Source organism: Novosphingobium sp. 11B, assembly GCF_054589055.1.
On the sequence record NZ_BAAILP010000063.1, the window covers coordinates 1 to 15,533 of the forward strand.

Genomic DNA, 15,533 nt, shown 5'->3' on the forward strand with positions numbered 1-15,533 from the left:
CAACTTCACTTTAGAGACCTGCGGGCCGATCATGACTGCCTTGATGAAGCCTGCGGGCGCTACGCGCCCTTGCCTTCATCAAGGCAGTGCGCCCCTTCGAGGGGCCGCTTCCCAATGTGCTATGGCAGCGAATTTATCGTCAACGCCGTGCAACAATGGTTGGCCAGGATCGGCGTAAAGACGCTCTACATCACCCCCGGTCGCCCATGGGAGAACGGCTATTGTGAGTCTTTCAACGGCTCGATGCGTGACGAACTGCTCAACGGCGAAATCTTCTATACCTTGGCCGAGGCGAAAATCCTGACCGAAGCCTGGCGGCGGCATTACAATACAGTCAGGCCGCATAGCTCATTGGGTTATCGGCCGCCGGCCCCGGAAACTGCAACGCCGCCATGGCCGCCCTCCGGTTCCGCTTCGCTCCACCTACGGGCGACCATGGCGCCGAAGGCGATCATGCACTAACAATCAAGCCGGACCACTCGGTGGGGGCCGATCATGGTCAAGAACTGCCGGCGTTTGTCTAAGGTTAACGTTCTCAGAGTGGGACAGAGACGATGATTTCCAGTGACACAACCCTTGAACGGGCGTTCGATCTGGCGCGGAGCGGCCAATTCAGGAACACAAGGGAATTGCGCCTGCAACTCACCAAAGAGGGCTGTCTGGATGTCACTTCCCATACCGAGGGCGTGTCGATCAAGAAGCAGTTGGGGCAGTTGATGCGTGACAGCATCCAGAATGGCGCCGCCGGTTAGAGCGATGCCTACACCCTATTCTTTGTATAGAGTCATCGTAGTTGGGCAAGGCAACCAAGAAGGCGGCAGGAGCCGGAATGAAGCGCGCAATCGTTACCGGAGGCTCTGGCCTTCTCGGGCAGGCCATTTGCAGCAAGCTCATCGCTGAAGATTGGGAAGTCTCCAGTTTCGACTTGTGCGAAGGTAAGATAGGCGTACCCGTTGTATGCGATATCAGCAGCGAGCAGTCTATTGCCGGCGCCTTTGCAACGCTGGGGTGGGAATCTCTCGATCTGCTGGTCAACAACGGCGGGTGGGTGGCTGACCCTGACATGCGGCTGAGCTCCGTTTCCCTTTCGGATTGGAACCGGATGATCGGGAGCCATCTCACAGGAGCATTCCTCATGAGCCGCGCAGCAGAACCGCTCATGAGCGAAGGTGGAGCGATCGTGATGATGGCATCGACGCGCGCGCTGATGTCGGAAGGAGGCGATTTCGCTTACGCCGCAGCGAAAGGCGGAATGATATCGCTGGCACAGGCCCTTGCAATACAGCTTGGGCCCCGCATCCGCGTCAACGCAATCGCGCCCGGTTGGATCACTGATGAAACAACTCTTCGCCCTCAAGATCACGCGCAGCATCCAGCAGGTCGTGTAGGCAGGCCGGAAGATATTGCGGAAGCAGTCCTTTATCTAGCTCGCGCCGATTTTGTGACAGGCCACACTTTGTCCGTCGATGGCGGAATGACGCGCAAAATGATCTACGAGCATTAGGCTCAGGATCTGTAATTGCAGAAGCTAGGCGGTGTGATCCCTTGAGGGTTTCATGGATCTGTCCGCACTGGCCGAGGCGAAGCCTGATCGTGCTGTATCGGGTTTCACGGAGGCGAACGTTGCACTGACTCGATGCGCTCCTGGGGAAATAGGGCGACAGGCGCGCCATCTGCTCGTCCGTCGGCCAATACAGGTCGCTCATGCTCAGTCTCCTTACGGAGCCAGAATCACATCAACCTCCGTCAATCAATGGGTCCTGAGCCTAGAACAGCACGCCTGCTGGAAACTGCCTTGTTGCCGTTACCGTCATAAACGAATGTCACGCCCGGTTCCGCGAATTGAACGGCCTCAGCCACGACAAGATCGTCCGCTCCGAAATGAGACGTCTCCATAATGCGCTAGCGCTCTTATGGCCAATTGATCTGGCGGCAGATTTTGAAACCAGAAGGCATCTTGAAAACTAGCGGATACTCAGTTCGCGTTCCAGCATCTCGCTTAATTTCTGGCCCATCATGCCTCTCCTTGGCCCCGCCCTTATCCCGAGCAGTTACCCAAACTTAGCCGATCCAATAATTTCCGATTTGACGGATGCGGACAAAATGGCCGGCGCCTGATCATCGCCGGCGCGGCTCCCGGTTTCATCCCGGGGTCTGATCTATATCTTGCGATATCCATGCGGGGACACGCTTTTCCATGAAGGCTCGCATCCCTTCACGCGGTTCTTCGGAGTGCTGCAGCGACCAGAACATGGTCTGGTAATCTATCGCCCCATATCGCTCGTTGAGCATGCGCTTGACGTGTGTCCGTGCTTGAGGAGCGGTCATGAGGATTTCATGAGCCGCCTGTTGCGCAGCGTCGCGCAACTGTTCATGCGGTACAACCCGGGAAATCAGACCGATGCGCTGGGCTTCCCGCGCGTCGATGGTGCGCGCCGTAAGCAGAAGATCGCGCGCAGTGGCAAGGCCGACGTGCGCCGGCAGCGTCGCCGCGTAAGTAGAGTCCACTATGCCCCGCAGCAGCTCCGGGACGCGGAAGGTCGCCCTTTCGCTTACCACAGCGATATCCGCCATCATTGCCATCAGAAGGCCGCCGGCCTGGCAGATACCATTGACGGCGGCGATGACCGGCGCTGTGCTCTCCCGAATGCTGATGAAGGGCAGACCTTCGTAAGTCAGGCCAGCCGGAACATGCTCGTCACCAGGTTCGTAGCGGCCACCCAGGTCACCGCCGGGCGAAAAGACATCGGCGGTCCCAGTGATGATGAGCGCGCGCAATCGAGGATCGATATTGACGAGGCGTACCGCGCGCTTGATCCCCATATACATGGCCGGGGTCATGGCATTGCGCGCCTGAGGCCGGTCAATCATGCACCACGCAATTGGCCCGTCGGTTTCAATCCGCAGCGCTGAAGCGCCCAAGTCGTATCCGTCCATTCAACAATCCCTGATTCCTGCATTTCCAATTGGTGGCCGGTGCCCATGTTCAGATTTCGAGGCAGATTTTGCCGACGTGCCGCCCTTCCCCCATGCGCTCGAAGGCCGCCGTCATCTTTTCCAGCGGGAAGACTTCGGCAATCACCGGATGGATGTCGTGCACCTCGATCGCGCGGATCATGTCGATCTGATCACGGCGGCTACCGACAGTCACTGCTTGAAGCAGCAGGCGCTTGGCCTGGACGATCGCGAAAGGCATGGTGTCGATGCCGAAACCGCCCACCGCGCCGATGATCGCGACGTGTCCGCCGGTCCTTGCCGCGATGAAGCTCTGTCGCAAGGTGTGCGGGCCGCCCACTTCGATCACGTGTTCGACGCCGAGACCGCCCGTGAGACCGAGCACTGCCTGGCCCCATTCGGGGATCTCGGTGTAATTCACGACATGGTCAGCGCCTAGCGCCTTTAGCCTCCCCAACTTTTCGGCAGTGGAACTCGTCGCAATCACCGTCGCACCCGCTGCTTTCGCGAATTGCAGCGCGAACAGCGATACGCCGCCGGTGCCCTGTACGAGTACATACTCTCCCGGCTTCACTTGGCCGTCGGTGACGACGGCACGCCACGCCGTGACGCCGGCACAGGTAAGGGTCGCCAGTTCCAAATAGTCGAGGTTCGCGGGCGCCCGGGTGAAATGCGAGACCGGGCGCGTCGCTTCCTCGCATGCGAAGCCGTCGGCCGGCCCGCCCGGTGAATTGTCGAGATCGATGCGGTCGATGTGTCCTTCCATCCAGTTGGGATGGAACACGCTAACGACGCGGTCGCCCGGTGAAAATGCGGTGACACCCTCGCCGACCTCCACAACGTCGCCCGCCCCGTCCGATAGTGGAATGAGGCCGTCCCGCACTGGAAAGACGCCGTCTACGGCAAGGCCGTCGCGAAAGTTCAGCGAAGCTGCCCTCATGCGGACGCGGATTTCGCCGGGTCCTGGTGCACGCGCTTCACCATGGTCCGGCACCAGGCTTTCGATGGAAGCAGGCTGGCGAAGGCGCATGACTCTCATGAGTGCGTGATCTCCTTCGTCAGCGGAACTTCACACCCAGTTCGATGCCGTAGGTCGTCGGTGAATTCCAAACCGCGCCGGTGCCCAGCGTATTGAACAGGACCTGCGTCTGGTAGCGGCTGTTGGTGACGTTGTCGCCATAGGCCGCGAGCGTGAACATCTCGGTAGGATCGGTCCACTGGGCGCGCAGCGAGACGATCTCGTAGCCCTTCTGCTTGAACTGCTGTTCCGGGTCGAAATAGAAGCTGGATGTGTAATAGACGTTGCCCGACAGCATCAGCCTGCCGCCGCCGAGGTCCAGCCCGTAGCTCGCGCCGATATTGCCGGAAAACTCCGGCGCGCGCTGCATCTTGTAGCCCGACGCGTCCGTCGAGGTCTGGACGAGGCCGCCCGCGCTTTGCGTGCCACTGTAAGCGCAGTTCATCGAACTCGCCGGATCGACGACGGCGGGATCGCAATAGCTGTAGTACGGCGCGTTCGGAAACGACTTGTAGCGCGCATGGGTCCAGGCAACGCCGCCATTGATGTTGAAGGCCTCGCTCACCGCATAGCGCAGCTGCGCCTCAAGCCCGTAGATTTCCGAGCTTGCGGCATTGCGGATCTGCGCTGCGCCGTCTTGGTAGCTGGAGACCTGAAGGTTCTTGTAATCGTAATAGAACCCGGCCAGATCGGCTTGGAAAACGCGGTTGTCGAACTTGTAGCCGACCTCGAAGGCGTTGATCTTCTCGGGCTTTACCGGCTGTGCCGAATACCCGCCGACGTTGAGGATGCCCGCCTTGTAGCCACGCGTGAACGAGGCATAGACACTCGAATCACCGCTCGGCTTGTAGCGCAGCACGACGCGCGGCGTGAAGCTGTCGTTCTTGAGCGTATCTACCGGGATGCGGTCACCGGGGTTGCCCGTGAACGGCACGTTCTCCCCGTTCGCGCCGGTGTAGCCGGTCAGTGGTGTGGTGAAGTTCGCGACGAAGTACCCGTCGGCCACCACATCATGGCTGTAGCGGCCGCCCAGCGTGACGAAGACCCTGTCATTCACCTCGTAGGTTGCGTCGAGGAAAGCGGCATAGGACGTCGTCTTGGTATTGGAACCGCCGAAGGGGGCGAACGGCGCGCCGCCGAACGAGGCGCCGATGTCCCAGGTGTCGCGGATCTGGAAGTAATTGAGGCCCGCCGTCCACTGCAGCGGCCCGCCCGGCTTGGAGTTGAGAAGCACTTCCTGGCTCCACGTCTCGTCGTTGACGCCGACGTAGATATTGAAGATCGGGATCGCGGTCGCGTCAAGGTCGCCGTAGTAGGGCGACAGGTCCTTGCGGTACTGGGTGTATGAGGTCAGGTCCGCGAAGCCGAGATCGGCCTTGATCGTGCCCTGCAGCGCATCCGAATTGGTGCGGAAGCTCTGCGGCTTGTTGAGCAGAACCTGGCGGGGATTGCTCGTGTAGGTGCCATCTGGCGCATAGTAGAAGACGAGCGGCAGGCCCTTGGAACTGGACGCCCCGTAGATCGCGCGGCCGGCGGGCGAGACCTTGTCGAAGAAGCCGGCCCCGCCGGACTTGTCAACGTAGGCATTGACGAGCTGGGAGGTCGGATCGTCGGTTTCCGAATGGTTCCAGCGCAGCAGCACGGATACGTCGTCGGTTAGTTCGGCCTTGAGACCGAGTCGGATCGACCAGTTCTCGTACTGGCCGACCTTGTCGTCGCCGTTGCTGATATCGGTAAGATAACCGTCACCCCGGCGGTAGAGCCCTTCGATGTCGACCGCGACGCGGTCGCTGATGCCGTAGGTAGCATAGGCCTGCGCCTTGACGCTGTTGAAACGGCCGTAGCTGACTTTGGCCTGGGCGCTGGTGTCGGTGCTGGGTTCGGCAGTGGTCACTATGATCGCGCCGCCGGTCGTGTTGCGGCCGAACAAGGTGCCCTGCGGACCCTTGAGGACCTGGATACTGCCAACGTTGAGCAAGTCGAAGTCGGAAAGGTAGGTGTTGGCCTGGAAGAAACCATCGACGTAGATGCCGACGTTGGGACCGCCGCCCGAAGTCGTGATCGCGGTGCCGACGCCGCGAATGGTCGGCTGCACGGCAGGTCCCTGGCTGTCGAAACGCAAGCCCGGCGTGAGCTTGGCCGTGTCCGAAAGCTGGCGCACGTTGGCCGTGGAGAGTTGCTCGCTGCCGAGCGTGGTGACGCTGATGGGAACGTCGCGGGAGGCTTCGGCGCGGCGCTGGGCAGTGACGATGATTTCGCCGCCGACATCCTGCCCGCCGTTCTCCTGCGCAATTGCCGGCAACGACGAGATTGCGGCCACGACGGCCAACAGCGAGACTGTCGCCTTGGTTACAGATTCGGTCATCGTTCCCCCATCGTGGGCCATTCAGCCTCTGAACATCGAAGTGCCGGACGCGCACAGATTTTCCGACCACGCCCTTCCTTTTTCCGGTTGCATGGTGCCGCAATTATCCGTGTGCGACTTGACGGATGTGGCCAAACGAGACAGCAAATGGGCCTGCGCAGCGCCTGAAAATTTCATCGATCGCAGATGCGGAGTTTGCGAAACTCAACATGCCGCTGATGCGTCACTTTTCGGAACTGGCGCATGCGCTTGGCCGCGATCGTGGCGACCTGCTGGACTTGGCTGGGATTAAGTTCGCGACGTTTCGCGATGGCGCCGCGGATCTTACCTGCTACCGGGCAATCCGATGTGGCAGCGCGTGAGTTCCAATGCAATGACTTCGGGATGCGGCTGGCACAGCGGAACAGTCTTCAGCCCACTTGGCAGCACGACGCGCAATTCGAGAACGTTCGAAAATTTGATGTTCGGTCAAAGCGCTGTGGCGATTTCAGGATTCTCTAATCAAAAATTGGCGTGATCAGAGGCCTTGCCGAGCGATGGCACCTATTCGAGCACGCATCATCAGCGCTATTCATCACCGCTCTTGCTGATGAGCATCGTAAGGCGTCGCTGCTCACGGGGAAAATCGCCTCCGCAGCTCATCACACCCGCAGGCACGCCATGCTTTACCGGCATTTCAATCAGGTCTGTTGCCGAAAAATCTCGACATATCGCTAGGCTGTCGGAGATCCGGCGGAAGCCTTTCGCGGGACGACGCGAGGAGCGGCCGCCCCTCCCTGCTGTTCCGGCATAACGCCGTCCCGCTTCTGATTGGCTTTCGGGTGCGCGCAGCGCGCTGCCGGTTACATGACGGCCTCCTGGCTTTGGGTTTAGATGAGCAGGTGAAATGCGACGAGCGGTTTGTCGCAAATGCGAAAGAGCAATTGCCGTCATGCGCAATCGGCCGTAAGGGCGCCGCGCCGAAACAAAAGGACCGCTAAAAGCGACAAGATAATATCTATGATCACTAATACACACGACAAAGTTAAGTCCTTGGAAGAAGCAATTCTTCACCTTGAGGGCGCTCATTACGCACTTCACGATATGGTTGCTTTTGTACTTTCGAAGGTCCCTGCCATCGAAGTCGAGGAACTGGCGATCCGCCTTGGCGATCAGGTTTCTGTTCATGCCGACAAGATCGGAGAGATTCGTCTGGCGGGTTACATCGAGGAGGTCGCCTCGGTGACGGATGAGGTCGAGCACAATCGGGTCGAAGCTCGAGGCCTGCTCGCGCGGTTCGCGGGTGCACGGCGGTCCCGCATCGTCACAAAGTAGGATGGCGTTCATGTGAACTCTCCGTCGATGCGAAATGCGAGCTGGTCGTTGTCGATGGCGAGAGCGAGCGCCCCGGGCTTGGCCCAGATCTCGCGCGTGCTCAGGAAGAAGCTCTCGCCCATGTCGGCGAGGATCATCGTCTCACCGATCGTCTCGGCCATGCCCGTAGCGGCAGCGCCGGGCACCATGTTGCCGATCCACTCGCGCTTGGTGACGTCCGAGCCGCCGATGAGGTCGAACGGGGTGCGGCAGCGCCATTCCAACCCGTATTCGGTCGCCTCCTGGTAGAAGATCTCTTCCGGGTCGAAGAGCGCCTGCAGCGAGGCAAGGTCCAGCGTCGTGAACGGGCAGTGCCAAGTGCTGCCGGTCGCGATGATGCGGCACACGAGACGATCGCCGGGCTCCGGCAGTTTAATTTCCCGCCCCCCACTTGAGGCATCAGAAATTAAACGCGGGTCGGCCACCGAGTTGAACCCGTTGTCGTGGCAGGCGGAACCTCTAACTTCATAGGCGGTCTGCTCCCAGTCGACGACGCCGTAATGCCCGCCGGTCTGGTAATGCTCGCGCTGCGCAGTAAACGCGCGCGGGTCTGCGACTGGGAAAGCGCCATCGCCTGTTGTGCTCGCGCCGATGACGGTGCCCGACACCACGCCGGGCATCACGCTGCGAACGCTGCTCTTCACCCTCTCATGGCTCGGCGAGGCGGAGTACGAGGACACCTTCGCGCCACTCACCTACAAGCTCGGCACGTCGCTGCCGATCTATTGCTGCTTCGACCCGGCGGTGACGACGTGGCGGCAGAACCGGACCTATCTCGGCTTCCTGGGGCGGGCGCCATTCGCGCGGGGCAGCGTGAAGCTGAGGACGATGGCGATGGAGTTGCAGATCAGGTCGCTGATCTAAGATCAGTCCAGCACGGGAGCGACGCGTGCTCGCAGGGTGGCGCTCGGGTTAAAGGTGACGACGCGCCTCGCGGCTACAACCGCCTCCTTGCCAGTCTTCGGGTTGCGTCCGACGCGCGGCCCCTTATCGTTCAGCAGGAACGTGCCGAAGCCGGCTATCTTCACGTTCTCGCCACGTTCGAGAGCGGCGGCGATTTCCTCAATGATCGCATCGACCATGCGATCCGCTCCGGCGAAGGAAATCCCGACGCTTTTCTTGATCGCCTCGGCGATCGCGGCGCGAGTGAGGCTCTTGGACGCTTGATGCACTGAAATCTCCCTTTGGCGCGACGATAACGCGCCAGCGGATCGATAGCATACCGCTAACAAACGATTTTTCCATAAGGGAGATGGGTGCGTCGGTCCCCTGCAAGCCGCCGCACCCGGGCGGCTCGGTAGCGATACGCCGGTAGGGATCAACGCACTTGTGAACAAAGGGCCGCGATGTGCGGCCGGTCCATCAATATCATTCGTTTGCAGCTCGGCGTCCAGGGGTGGCCGCCGGGGCGGGCGCGGCGGTATCCTCCAACCGCCGCGCCCGCTTGACCGCCGACAGCAGCTGGTGGCTTTCAGCTATCGACTTAGTAGGCGCCTCCCCTGACACCCGACCGGTTCACCATGGACCAACGCTAGGCGAATCATATGGGTAGTAATCGGGATGTTGCGGGGAGAAGGTTTACTCGTCCTCGGAACTACTAGCCGGAGCTTATGGCCGATTCCGTCAGTTTTCGTGCAGGGCTGCGTTTACCATAGTTTCCCACGTGATCCCTGCATCTTCTGATGCCGTCGGATGCGCCTTCTGGCCATGTGCAGAGACGCCGGCCTGCCTCATTTCCTCGGTGGGGGTTCGAATCGCGCTCAACATTGCCTTCGCCTTCGGCAAGAATCTCTCCCACATCGGCCGCCTTTCGAACTGTGTGTTCCCGGGCAGGCCGTCATGGCTGCAGAGCGCGCGGGCAATGCGTTTCAGTATAGGCTTGGTCACTGATCCAAACCAGCAAAAGCATCATGCTCGTACAGTGTGATGAATTCTTCTCCGATCGTGGGAATGTCGATGCGCCACTTGGAGAAAGCCACAAACTCCTCCCATTGCGGCGGGGCAATTGGCGTCCCTTCAATCCCGACATAGAGTTTCGCAACAGTTGTACGTGCGAGAAAGCCGAAACGCTGGCCAATCTTCACGACCATGCCGACCGGGCAATCCACGTGAGATGAAGAAACCACACTGTCCCAATCCACCATCAGCCGAAATTGCCCGACTGCAAGATGCTCGAAATTGTTCTGGACAGCCGGCCGTTCCCAAAAACCACCTTCGTCGGCCGGTGTGAGCGAAATAAATCGACGACCGCCGTCTTCAGAAAAAAACAACGCTGGGCCAGGCGTATTCCCGATCCGTCGGATTGCTAATTTACCAGGCAGAACCTCCGGCTGCTTGAATGTGAGAAGCGTATCTGCAGGCACCATAACCATCGAGTTTATCCCTTCGCTTCAGTCTACCGTCCTTACAAACTTCCACTTGAGCTGATCTCCCAGCATGGTCTTGGCTCGATCATGCCAGTCGAACGGTTCCATGACCGCGCACTGCATGTCCATCGGATCGGCAGGCTCGATGACAACAGCGCGCGTCTCCACGTCGGTCGTCGTCACCGCGACGTAAGCGCCGCCCTCGGTCTGGTAGACCTCCATCCGTATGTCGAATCCCTGCCGCGTCGGAAACTCGCCCTTTGCGATGACTGCGCCAGTGAACTTGCCGGTCCGCCCGCGCCGCTGGGTGATCTTGGCCGGCTGCATTTCCACGGTCGTCACGTTCCCGGGTTTCCCCCGGTGGGGTTTAATTTCTGCGGCCTCGTTTGAGGCGATCAGGACCATAATGCCGCCCTCTTGGGCGATGCCCACTTGGACCAGTTGTCCAGTTTCACCTTGAGCCATCCAGGCCCGCGTTTGCGCCGGCAGGGTCTCTCGGGATCCTTGAGCATCAGCCCTTCTCCCCCGGCAGCCCACACGCCCTGCACCATGTCGTGCACGTCCGATTCGGTGAAGGCCCATTCGTCCTCGACCACCTGAACGGCGGTGGGGTCGTCTCCGCCCCGGCTTCCCGGCCGCCAGTCCCAGGCGAGCGCCGGATCGTCGCGCACCGCGCCCGGCAGCTCCTGCAGCCAGGCCTTTCGCTCATGCAGCGGCCGATTGCTGTCGCCCGCGCGCCATTCCTCCTCCGTCAGCACGTCGAAGAGGTGGAGGCGGCCTTTATCCCCTCCCTTGCGCCTTGCGCCGTCCGCTCTCGAACCAGCGTTTCGTTGCGTCCAGCGTCCCGCCGACCACGATTTCGCCGTGGAGGAAGAGCGGCACGCCCGCGACGCGCTCCGTCAAGCCGAGCTGGTGCACGATATGATCGGCGCCGTTGAGCGGCTGGCCGTTGCGGGACCAGAGGCGGGGTTTACCGTCGAGGCCGCGGAAGCGGAGCGCGCGCCACCCGTCCCACTTCCGTTCGACCATAATTCCCCCGATGGGGGTGGTGCCGTTCCAGTCGCCGACGAGCTGGCATAGGCCAGTAATGCTACAACACCCCGACGCTCCGTTTGTCGCACCAAGAGTGCAACAGAACGGACGGACGCTTGCGCGGCGCCGCCATCTTTGTGGATAAAAATCACCCGATTTGGGTGGGGTGAATACAGGGTTCCGATTCTCTGGAGGGGTACCGACAGATGAACCATCATCAAATGCGTGTTTCCGCCGAATGCTTTTGCGGAAACACGTTCAACATTGACGCCATGCTTTGCGCTGGCGGTGTGAGCTTCTTTGCCTGCCCCAGCTGCGGCACGAAGGGCTCGGTTAGCGAAAAGGAAATGGCATCCTTGGCGAGAGCTAAGGCGGTGTCCGTGCCTGCCATGACGTTCAAGTAGCGGGGCGCTCCATCACCACTTGATCAGAGCTGCGCCGCGGCTTTCACCGGATGGCTACGACACTCCCAACGTCCAACTTGCTAAAAATCCATCAGCAGCAACCGCCCGCTTTGCGGAAGTTCAGCGCGTTGCCCGCCAATCCAAAAACCGGCCATTCGATTTGTTTCCAGGTCAGCGTTACGTGCTCCCGTTTCGGACTGAGGGTTTCCGATGCGAGATCTCTGTGACCTGTCTGCGGCAAACTCCACGACTGTACATTTGTCGGTTAGCCCGGATGAAGCACCCGCTCGCAGCCTCTTAAGCAATACCCCTGCCATAGGCTGTACTTATGTTTATCTAAAAAATGCATATTTTACATGATGCTTTGGATGATGGACAACAGCCCAAGGAAACAAAAAGGAGAGGTTTGTTGCCCCCTAAAATGGGTCGCCGAAAATTCGTCGGTTCGGCGATGACGCTCGCTAGCGCACTCGCGGTGCCCGCACATGCATTTGGCAAGCAGCCAGCGTTAGCACGGGTGATCCTCGACAACGACTTCGCTGGTGATCCGGACGGATTGTTTCAGCTTGCGCATCACGCATTGTGCTCGTCGGTCAAGATTTCTCTCATCGTGGGATCGCACCTTCCCGCCAAGTTCGGCAGCGGGCACGACGCCCAAGATGCAATCGCACGGATTGGCGAAGTTCTCGAAATCATGAAGCTTGCCGGCAAGTATAGCATCATAGCCGGATCCGAGACGCCAATCCAGTCACGCACCTCCTCGAAACCCAGTACGGCATCGGCTGCCATCGTCCGCGAAGCTATGCGCGAAGACGCTAACGAGCCTCTGATCTATGCGGCCGGCGCTGGGCTAACCGATCTCGCGCTCGCTTGGTTGTCTGAGCCGCGCATTGGCCGCCGCATAAAATTGATCTGGATCGGTGGGAACACTCATTCCGGCTTTGGAAATCCCGGAGCCAAGCCGGGCGAACCGGAATTCAATTTCTCTATCGATCCTGTAGCGGCGCAAGTGCTGTTCAACGAATCCGATATCGAGATCTGGCAAGTGCCCTCCGATGCCTATAGCCAGATGCTGTTCAGCACGGCCGAACTTGAGGAGTTGGGTGGACAGAGCCGGCTCGGCGCCTATCTTAAGTCTAGGGTCGATGCGATACCGGAGATGTTCGCCAAGATACCTGGCGTACCCCCGGTGGCCATGACAGACGCCTACGTCCTGGGCGACAGTCCGCTGGTGACATTGACCGCGCTGGTTCCCCCTATGCAGCCAGATCCTACATCGAGCCGGTACAAGCTGCTGCCAACACCAAGGCTTCTCGACAACGGAAGCTATGCGGAGCGTGCGGGTGGGCGCCCCATGCGGGTCTACACTTACGTCGATGCAGGACTGACATTCAGGGACATGCTGGCGCGTTTCAGGCTTCTTTCGGCAGCATAGGCTCCGGAACAAGTGCCTGTCTGATTTCATGGCCGGGCCCACCCGCCTGCCGCTTCACCAAGGACTTCGCATGATCGACCGACGTTCAATCATCGCCGGCGCTGCCGCGCTTGCCGCAGCGCCCATGCTTGCTGGAAAAGCGCTCGCCGCTCCTGCGCAAAAGCAATCCTCGCTAGGATCGGCCAGCTTCCCTTCCGGCTTCCTGTGGGGCGCGGCTACTGCCGGCCACCAGATCGAGGGTAACAACACGAATTCCGACCAGTGGCTTCTCGAGAATGTGCAACCTACTATCACTGGCGCGCCGTCGGGGGATGCCGTCAACAGCCTCGAGCTATGGCGAGATGACCTCGACCTTGTGAAAAGCATGGGGCTCAATGCGTTCCGCTTCAGTCTTGAGTGGCCACGCATCGAGCCGGAACCGGGAATGTTCTCGCGCGCCATGCTCGATCACTACAAAGCCATCATCGATGGCTGCCGCGAACGTGGTATTGCCCCGGTGGTCTCCTTCAACCACTACACAACGCCACGCTGGTTTGCCGCCCAAGGAGGATGGTTGCATCCCGATGCGAGCGACCTGTTCACTCGTTTCTGCGAGCGGGCGGCCAAACATCTGGCAAGCGGAATAGCAATCGCGACGACCTTGAACGAGCCGAACCTGCCCCGCCTGTTGCCCTTCGTTCTGCCCCCTCAGTTCATGGGAGGCTTGCGCGCCAATCTGGCTTCGGCCGCAAAGGCTGCGGGCGTACCGCGCTATCTCGTGGCTAACACCGTCTTGCCGGAGGACGTCCCCGCGCTGACCGCCGCGATGATCAAGGGCCACAAAAGTGCGCGTGCGGCGATCAAGGCAGTGCGCCCCGACCTTCCCGTCGGCTTCACACTGTCGATTGCCGACGACCAGGCCGTCGGCCCGAATTCCATCCGAGACCGGATGCGGGCCGAACTCTACGGAGACTGGCTGGCAGTGGCGCGCGATGACGATTTCGTCGCCATCCAGAACTACGAACGCATCCTGTGGGGCAAGGATGGCCGCCTCCCTGCGCCTGCGGGCACGCCGCGCAATTTCCGCGGCGCCGAAGTATATGCTCCGTCACTCGCCGGCGCGGCGCGATTTGCCTACCAGGCGACCGGCAAGCCGGTTTTGGTGACCGAGCACGGTGTCGGAACCGACGACGATACAATCCGCGCCAACCTTATCCGCGACGGCCTACGGGAACTTCACGGGGCGATGGCCGAAGGAGTCCCGGTACGAGGCTATATCCATTGGACGCTGATGGACAATTACGAATGGGGTGCTGGCATCGGCCACGGCGCCTTCGGCCTTGCCAGCGTCGATCCGATCACATTCAAACGGTCTCCTAAGCCAAGCGCTAAGATTTTGAAGGCAATCGCTCAATCAAATTCAATATCGCCGATTTGAGGTGGTAGCAGCCGGGCTCGATCTCTTGTGTAAGGGAAGGCGCGAAACTCGTTTTCGCCCTTCCGACCATGTCTGCCCGACGCAGACGGGCGTACTCTGAGGTGGTTCCGCCTTCTTGGACAGTTTGGCGGCTGAGTTAAGCTAAACCCGGTTGTCGTTCATGCCGCCTGCTTGATCATCAGATCATGGGGGGCATGCCCCCCATGATCTGATTGCCCGTTCCGTCGATAGGCCTCGGCCGGCGTTCTGCCGGCAAGGCTCGAGTGCGGACGCTGGGTGTTGTAATAGGTAATCCATGAGCAAGACCAGCCTTCAGCTCCGAACCGGTCTCGAAGGCATGGAGGTAGACGCATTCGTACTTCAGGGAGCGCCAGAGTCGCTCGATGAAGACGTTGTCCATCCACCGTCCCCGACCGTCCATGCTGATGCGGACTTCGGCCTCGCGTAGCACGCTGGTGAAGGCGAAGCTGGTGAACTGGCTACCTTGATCGGTGTTGAAGATTTCCGGCTTGCCGAACAGGGCCAGCGCCTCTTCCAGTGCCGCGACGCAGAAGCCGGCATCCATGGTATTCGACAACCGCCAGGCCAAAACCTTCCGGGTCGCCCAATCCATGATCGCCACCAGATAGAGGAAGCCCCGGCGCATGGGGATGTACGTCACGTCGGCGCACCAGACGTGGTTGGGCCGCTCGATCGCCAGCTTGCGCAGCAGATACGGATAGACCCGGTGCTGCGGATGCGGATCGCTCGTACGGGGACGCTGGTAGATCGGCGTCAGGCCCATCTTTGCCATCAACCGCCGTGCCCGACGACGACCGATCTCGTGTCCGGCACGCCGCAAGTGCCGCGCCATCTGGCGGCTGCCATACCACGGGCAGTCCAGGAACGTCGCGTCGATCACCGTCATCAGTGCCAGCGTCTCATCGGTCTCCGGCACCGGCGCATAGTAATAGGACGAGCGGCTGATCCGCAGCAGGCGACACTGCGCCGAGATTGACAGGCGATGGTGAGCAGGTTCGACCATCGCCCGCCTCCGGTCCACGCTCATCGACCGAAGGCTTTCGCTAAAAAGATCCTATGCAGGTCGCCGGGATTAACCGGTATCCTGACGGCAGTGTCATTCAGGAGATTGGCCATGACGATGGAACAGGAGTTTGCTTCACCAGCATCGAACACTGAGACCGTTTA

The 15,533-nt window shown here is 60.3% G+C and carries 18 protein-coding genes and 1 pseudogene; 7 read left to right on the plus strand and 12 right to left on the minus strand.

Translation table 11 applies throughout. From position 1 onward, the window contains the following. The 3 genes from ACYPYD_RS05605 to ACYPYD_RS05615 form a co-directional block, all read left to right on the plus strand. Nucleotides 1-462, plus strand: a 462-nt coding sequence (locus tag ACYPYD_RS05605) for an integrase core domain-containing protein (RefSeq protein WP_459662398.1), incomplete at its 5' end; no start/stop codon positions are given. A 92-nt stretch (nucleotides 463-554) separates the two neighbouring features. Beyond that, nucleotides 555-752 (plus strand): hypothetical protein, encoded by a 198-nt coding sequence (locus tag ACYPYD_RS05610; RefSeq protein ID WP_459662399.1) that lies wholly within the window; start codon nucleotides 555-557, stop codon nucleotides 750-752. 77 nt (nucleotides 753-829) lie between these two features. Further along, nucleotides 830-1,504, plus strand: coding sequence for an SDR family NAD(P)-dependent oxidoreductase (locus ACYPYD_RS05615; RefSeq protein WP_459662400.1), 675 nt, complete (start codon nucleotides 830-832; stop codon nucleotides 1,502-1,504). A gap of 638 nt (nucleotides 1,505-2,142) precedes the next feature. On the opposite strand, the gene ACYPYD_RS05620 is transcribed toward ACYPYD_RS05615, so the two are convergent. From ACYPYD_RS05620 to ACYPYD_RS05630, 3 genes are read right to left on the minus strand one after another with little or no spacing between them, the layout of a single operon-like run. After that, nucleotides 2,143-2,937 carry an enoyl-CoA hydratase/isomerase family protein gene (locus ACYPYD_RS05620; RefSeq protein WP_459662402.1) on the minus strand — a complete coding sequence of 265 codons (795 nt, stop codon included), beginning with the start codon at nucleotides 2,935-2,937 and terminating at the stop codon, nucleotides 2,143-2,145. A 49-nt stretch (nucleotides 2,938-2,986) separates the two neighbouring features. Continuing rightward, a complete protein-coding gene (locus tag ACYPYD_RS05625; RefSeq protein ID WP_459662403.1) occupies nucleotides 2,987-3,994 on the minus strand; it encodes a zinc-dependent alcohol dehydrogenase family protein in 1,008 nt (335 codons plus the stop codon). Between the two features lie 19 nt (nucleotides 3,995-4,013). Beyond that, nucleotides 4,014-6,338, minus strand: coding sequence for a TonB-dependent receptor (locus tag ACYPYD_RS05630; protein ID WP_459662404.1), 2,325 nt, complete (start codon nucleotides 6,336-6,338; stop codon nucleotides 4,014-4,016). 125 nt (nucleotides 6,339-6,463) lie between these two features. Between ACYPYD_RS05630 and ACYPYD_RS05635 the strand changes: the two genes are divergently transcribed. After that, nucleotides 6,464-6,700 carry a hypothetical protein gene (locus tag ACYPYD_RS05635; protein ID WP_459662405.1) on the plus strand — a complete coding sequence of 79 codons (237 nt, stop codon included), beginning with the start codon at nucleotides 6,464-6,466 and terminating at the stop codon, nucleotides 6,698-6,700. Nucleotides 6,701-6,905: 205 nt separating this feature from the next. Here the strand turns inward: ACYPYD_RS05635 and ACYPYD_RS05640 are convergent, their stop codons facing one another. Beyond that, nucleotides 6,906-7,664, minus strand: a complete 759-nt coding sequence (locus ACYPYD_RS05640; protein ID WP_459662406.1) for a hypothetical protein — start codon at nucleotides 7,662-7,664, stop codon at nucleotides 6,906-6,908. Next, on the minus strand, nucleotides 7,661-8,299 hold the full coding sequence (locus tag ACYPYD_RS05645; protein ID WP_459662407.1) for a hypothetical protein: 639 nt from the start codon (nucleotides 8,297-8,299) through the stop codon (nucleotides 7,661-7,663). Before ACYPYD_RS05645 ends, ACYPYD_RS05640 begins: the two co-directional genes overlap by 4 nt. On the opposite strand from ACYPYD_RS05645, the gene ACYPYD_RS05650 reads away from it, so the two are divergent. Further along, entirely contained in the window at nucleotides 8,283-8,555 is a 273-nt protein-coding gene (locus tag ACYPYD_RS05650) for a hypothetical protein (RefSeq protein ID WP_459662409.1), read from the plus strand. The genes ACYPYD_RS05645 and ACYPYD_RS05650 overlap by 17 nt on opposite strands. 2 nt (nucleotides 8,556-8,557) lie before the next feature. Here ACYPYD_RS05650 and ACYPYD_RS05655 read toward each other — a convergent pair whose 3' ends face one another. The 6 genes from ACYPYD_RS05655 to ACYPYD_RS05680 all read right to left on the minus strand — a co-directional run bounded on the left by ACYPYD_RS05655 (nucleotide 8,558) and on the right by ACYPYD_RS05680 (nucleotide 11,489). Continuing rightward, a complete protein-coding gene (locus ACYPYD_RS05655; RefSeq protein WP_459662410.1) occupies nucleotides 8,558-8,863 on the minus strand; it encodes an integration host factor subunit alpha in 306 nt (101 codons plus the stop codon). Nucleotides 8,864-9,574: 711 nt separating this feature from the next. Beyond that, entirely contained in the window at nucleotides 9,575-10,063 is a 489-nt protein-coding gene (locus tag ACYPYD_RS05660; protein ID WP_459662411.1) for a hypothetical protein, read from the minus strand. Nucleotides 10,064-10,081: 18 nt separating this feature from the next. After that, complete coding sequence (locus ACYPYD_RS05665; RefSeq protein ID WP_459662412.1) at nucleotides 10,082-10,462, minus strand: hypothetical protein; 381 nt, start codon at nucleotides 10,460-10,462, stop codon at nucleotides 10,082-10,084. Next, on the minus strand, nucleotides 10,453-10,815 hold the full coding sequence (locus tag ACYPYD_RS05670) for a hypothetical protein (protein ID WP_459662413.1): 363 nt from the start codon (nucleotides 10,813-10,815) through the stop codon (nucleotides 10,453-10,455). Before ACYPYD_RS05670 ends, ACYPYD_RS05665 begins: the two co-directional genes overlap by 10 nt. 22 nt (nucleotides 10,816-10,837) lie before the next feature. Then, nucleotides 10,838-11,086, minus strand: coding sequence for a hypothetical protein (locus tag ACYPYD_RS05675; protein ID WP_459662414.1), 249 nt, complete (start codon nucleotides 11,084-11,086; stop codon nucleotides 10,838-10,840). A gap of 220 nt (nucleotides 11,087-11,306) precedes the next feature. Next, the gene (locus ACYPYD_RS05680; RefSeq protein WP_459662416.1) at nucleotides 11,307-11,489 is read right to left on the minus strand and encodes a hypothetical protein; all 183 of its coding nucleotides are present in this window, start codon (nucleotides 11,487-11,489) and stop codon (nucleotides 11,307-11,309) included. Nucleotides 11,490-11,836: 347 nt separating this feature from the next. On the opposite strand from ACYPYD_RS05680, the gene ACYPYD_RS05685 reads away from it, so the two are divergent. Both ACYPYD_RS05685 and ACYPYD_RS05690 read left to right on the plus strand, forming a co-directional pair. After that, complete coding sequence (locus ACYPYD_RS05685) at nucleotides 11,837-12,928, plus strand: nucleoside hydrolase (RefSeq protein WP_459662417.1); 1,092 nt, start codon at nucleotides 11,837-11,839, stop codon at nucleotides 12,926-12,928. 70 nt (nucleotides 12,929-12,998) lie between these two features. After that, nucleotides 12,999-14,345, plus strand: coding sequence for a family 1 glycosylhydrolase (locus ACYPYD_RS05690; RefSeq protein WP_459662418.1), 1,347 nt, complete (start codon nucleotides 12,999-13,001; stop codon nucleotides 14,343-14,345). A 158-nt stretch (nucleotides 14,346-14,503) separates the two neighbouring features. Here the strand turns inward: ACYPYD_RS05690 and ACYPYD_RS05695 are convergent. Next, nucleotides 14,504-15,420 (minus strand): annotated as a pseudogene (locus ACYPYD_RS05695) (IS3 family transposase); the annotation flags it as partial. Nucleotides 15,421-15,533: the final 113 nt, after the last annotated feature.

Excerpts from the sequence above, each read along its gene's own strand:
- ACYPYD_RS05640 (WP_459662406.1), bottom strand. The coding sequence starts at position 7,664 with ATGAACGCCATCCTACTTTGTGACGATGCGGGACCGCCGTGCACCCGC.
- ACYPYD_RS05625 (WP_459662403.1), bottom strand. The coding sequence starts at position 3,994 with ATGAGAGTCATGCGCCTTCGCCAGCCTGCTTCCATCGAAAGCCTGGTG.
- ACYPYD_RS05685 (WP_459662417.1), top strand. The coding sequence starts at position 11,837 with ATGCATATTTTACATGATGCTTTGGATGATGGACAACAGCCCAAGGAA.
- ACYPYD_RS05615 (WP_459662400.1), top strand. The coding sequence starts at position 830 with ATGAAGCGCGCAATCGTTACCGGAGGCTCTGGCCTTCTCGGGCAGGCC.
- ACYPYD_RS05635 (WP_459662405.1), top strand. The coding sequence starts at position 6,464 with ATGTGGCCAAACGAGACAGCAAATGGGCCTGCGCAGCGCCTGAAAATT.
- ACYPYD_RS05650 (WP_459662409.1), top strand. The coding sequence starts at position 8,283 with ATGACGGTGCCCGACACCACGCCGGGCATCACGCTGCGAACGCTGCTC.
- ACYPYD_RS05620 (WP_459662402.1), bottom strand. The coding sequence starts at position 2,937 with ATGGACGGATACGACTTGGGCGCTTCAGCGCTGCGGATTGAAACCGAC.
- ACYPYD_RS05675 (WP_459662414.1), bottom strand. The coding sequence starts at position 11,086 with ATGGTCGAACGGAAGTGGGACGGGTGGCGCGCGCTCCGCTTCCGCGGC.
- ACYPYD_RS05665 (WP_459662412.1), bottom strand. The coding sequence starts at position 10,462 with ATGGTCCTGATCGCCTCAAACGAGGCCGCAGAAATTAAACCCCACCGG.
- ACYPYD_RS05690 (WP_459662418.1), top strand. The coding sequence starts at position 12,999 with ATGATCGACCGACGTTCAATCATCGCCGGCGCTGCCGCGCTTGCCGCA.
- ACYPYD_RS05660 (WP_459662411.1), bottom strand. The coding sequence starts at position 10,063 with ATGGTTATGGTGCCTGCAGATACGCTTCTCACATTCAAGCAGCCGGAG.
- ACYPYD_RS05610 (WP_459662399.1), top strand. The coding sequence starts at position 555 with ATGATTTCCAGTGACACAACCCTTGAACGGGCGTTCGATCTGGCGCGG.
- ACYPYD_RS05630 (WP_459662404.1), bottom strand. The coding sequence starts at position 6,338 with ATGACCGAATCTGTAACCAAGGCGACAGTCTCGCTGTTGGCCGTCGTG.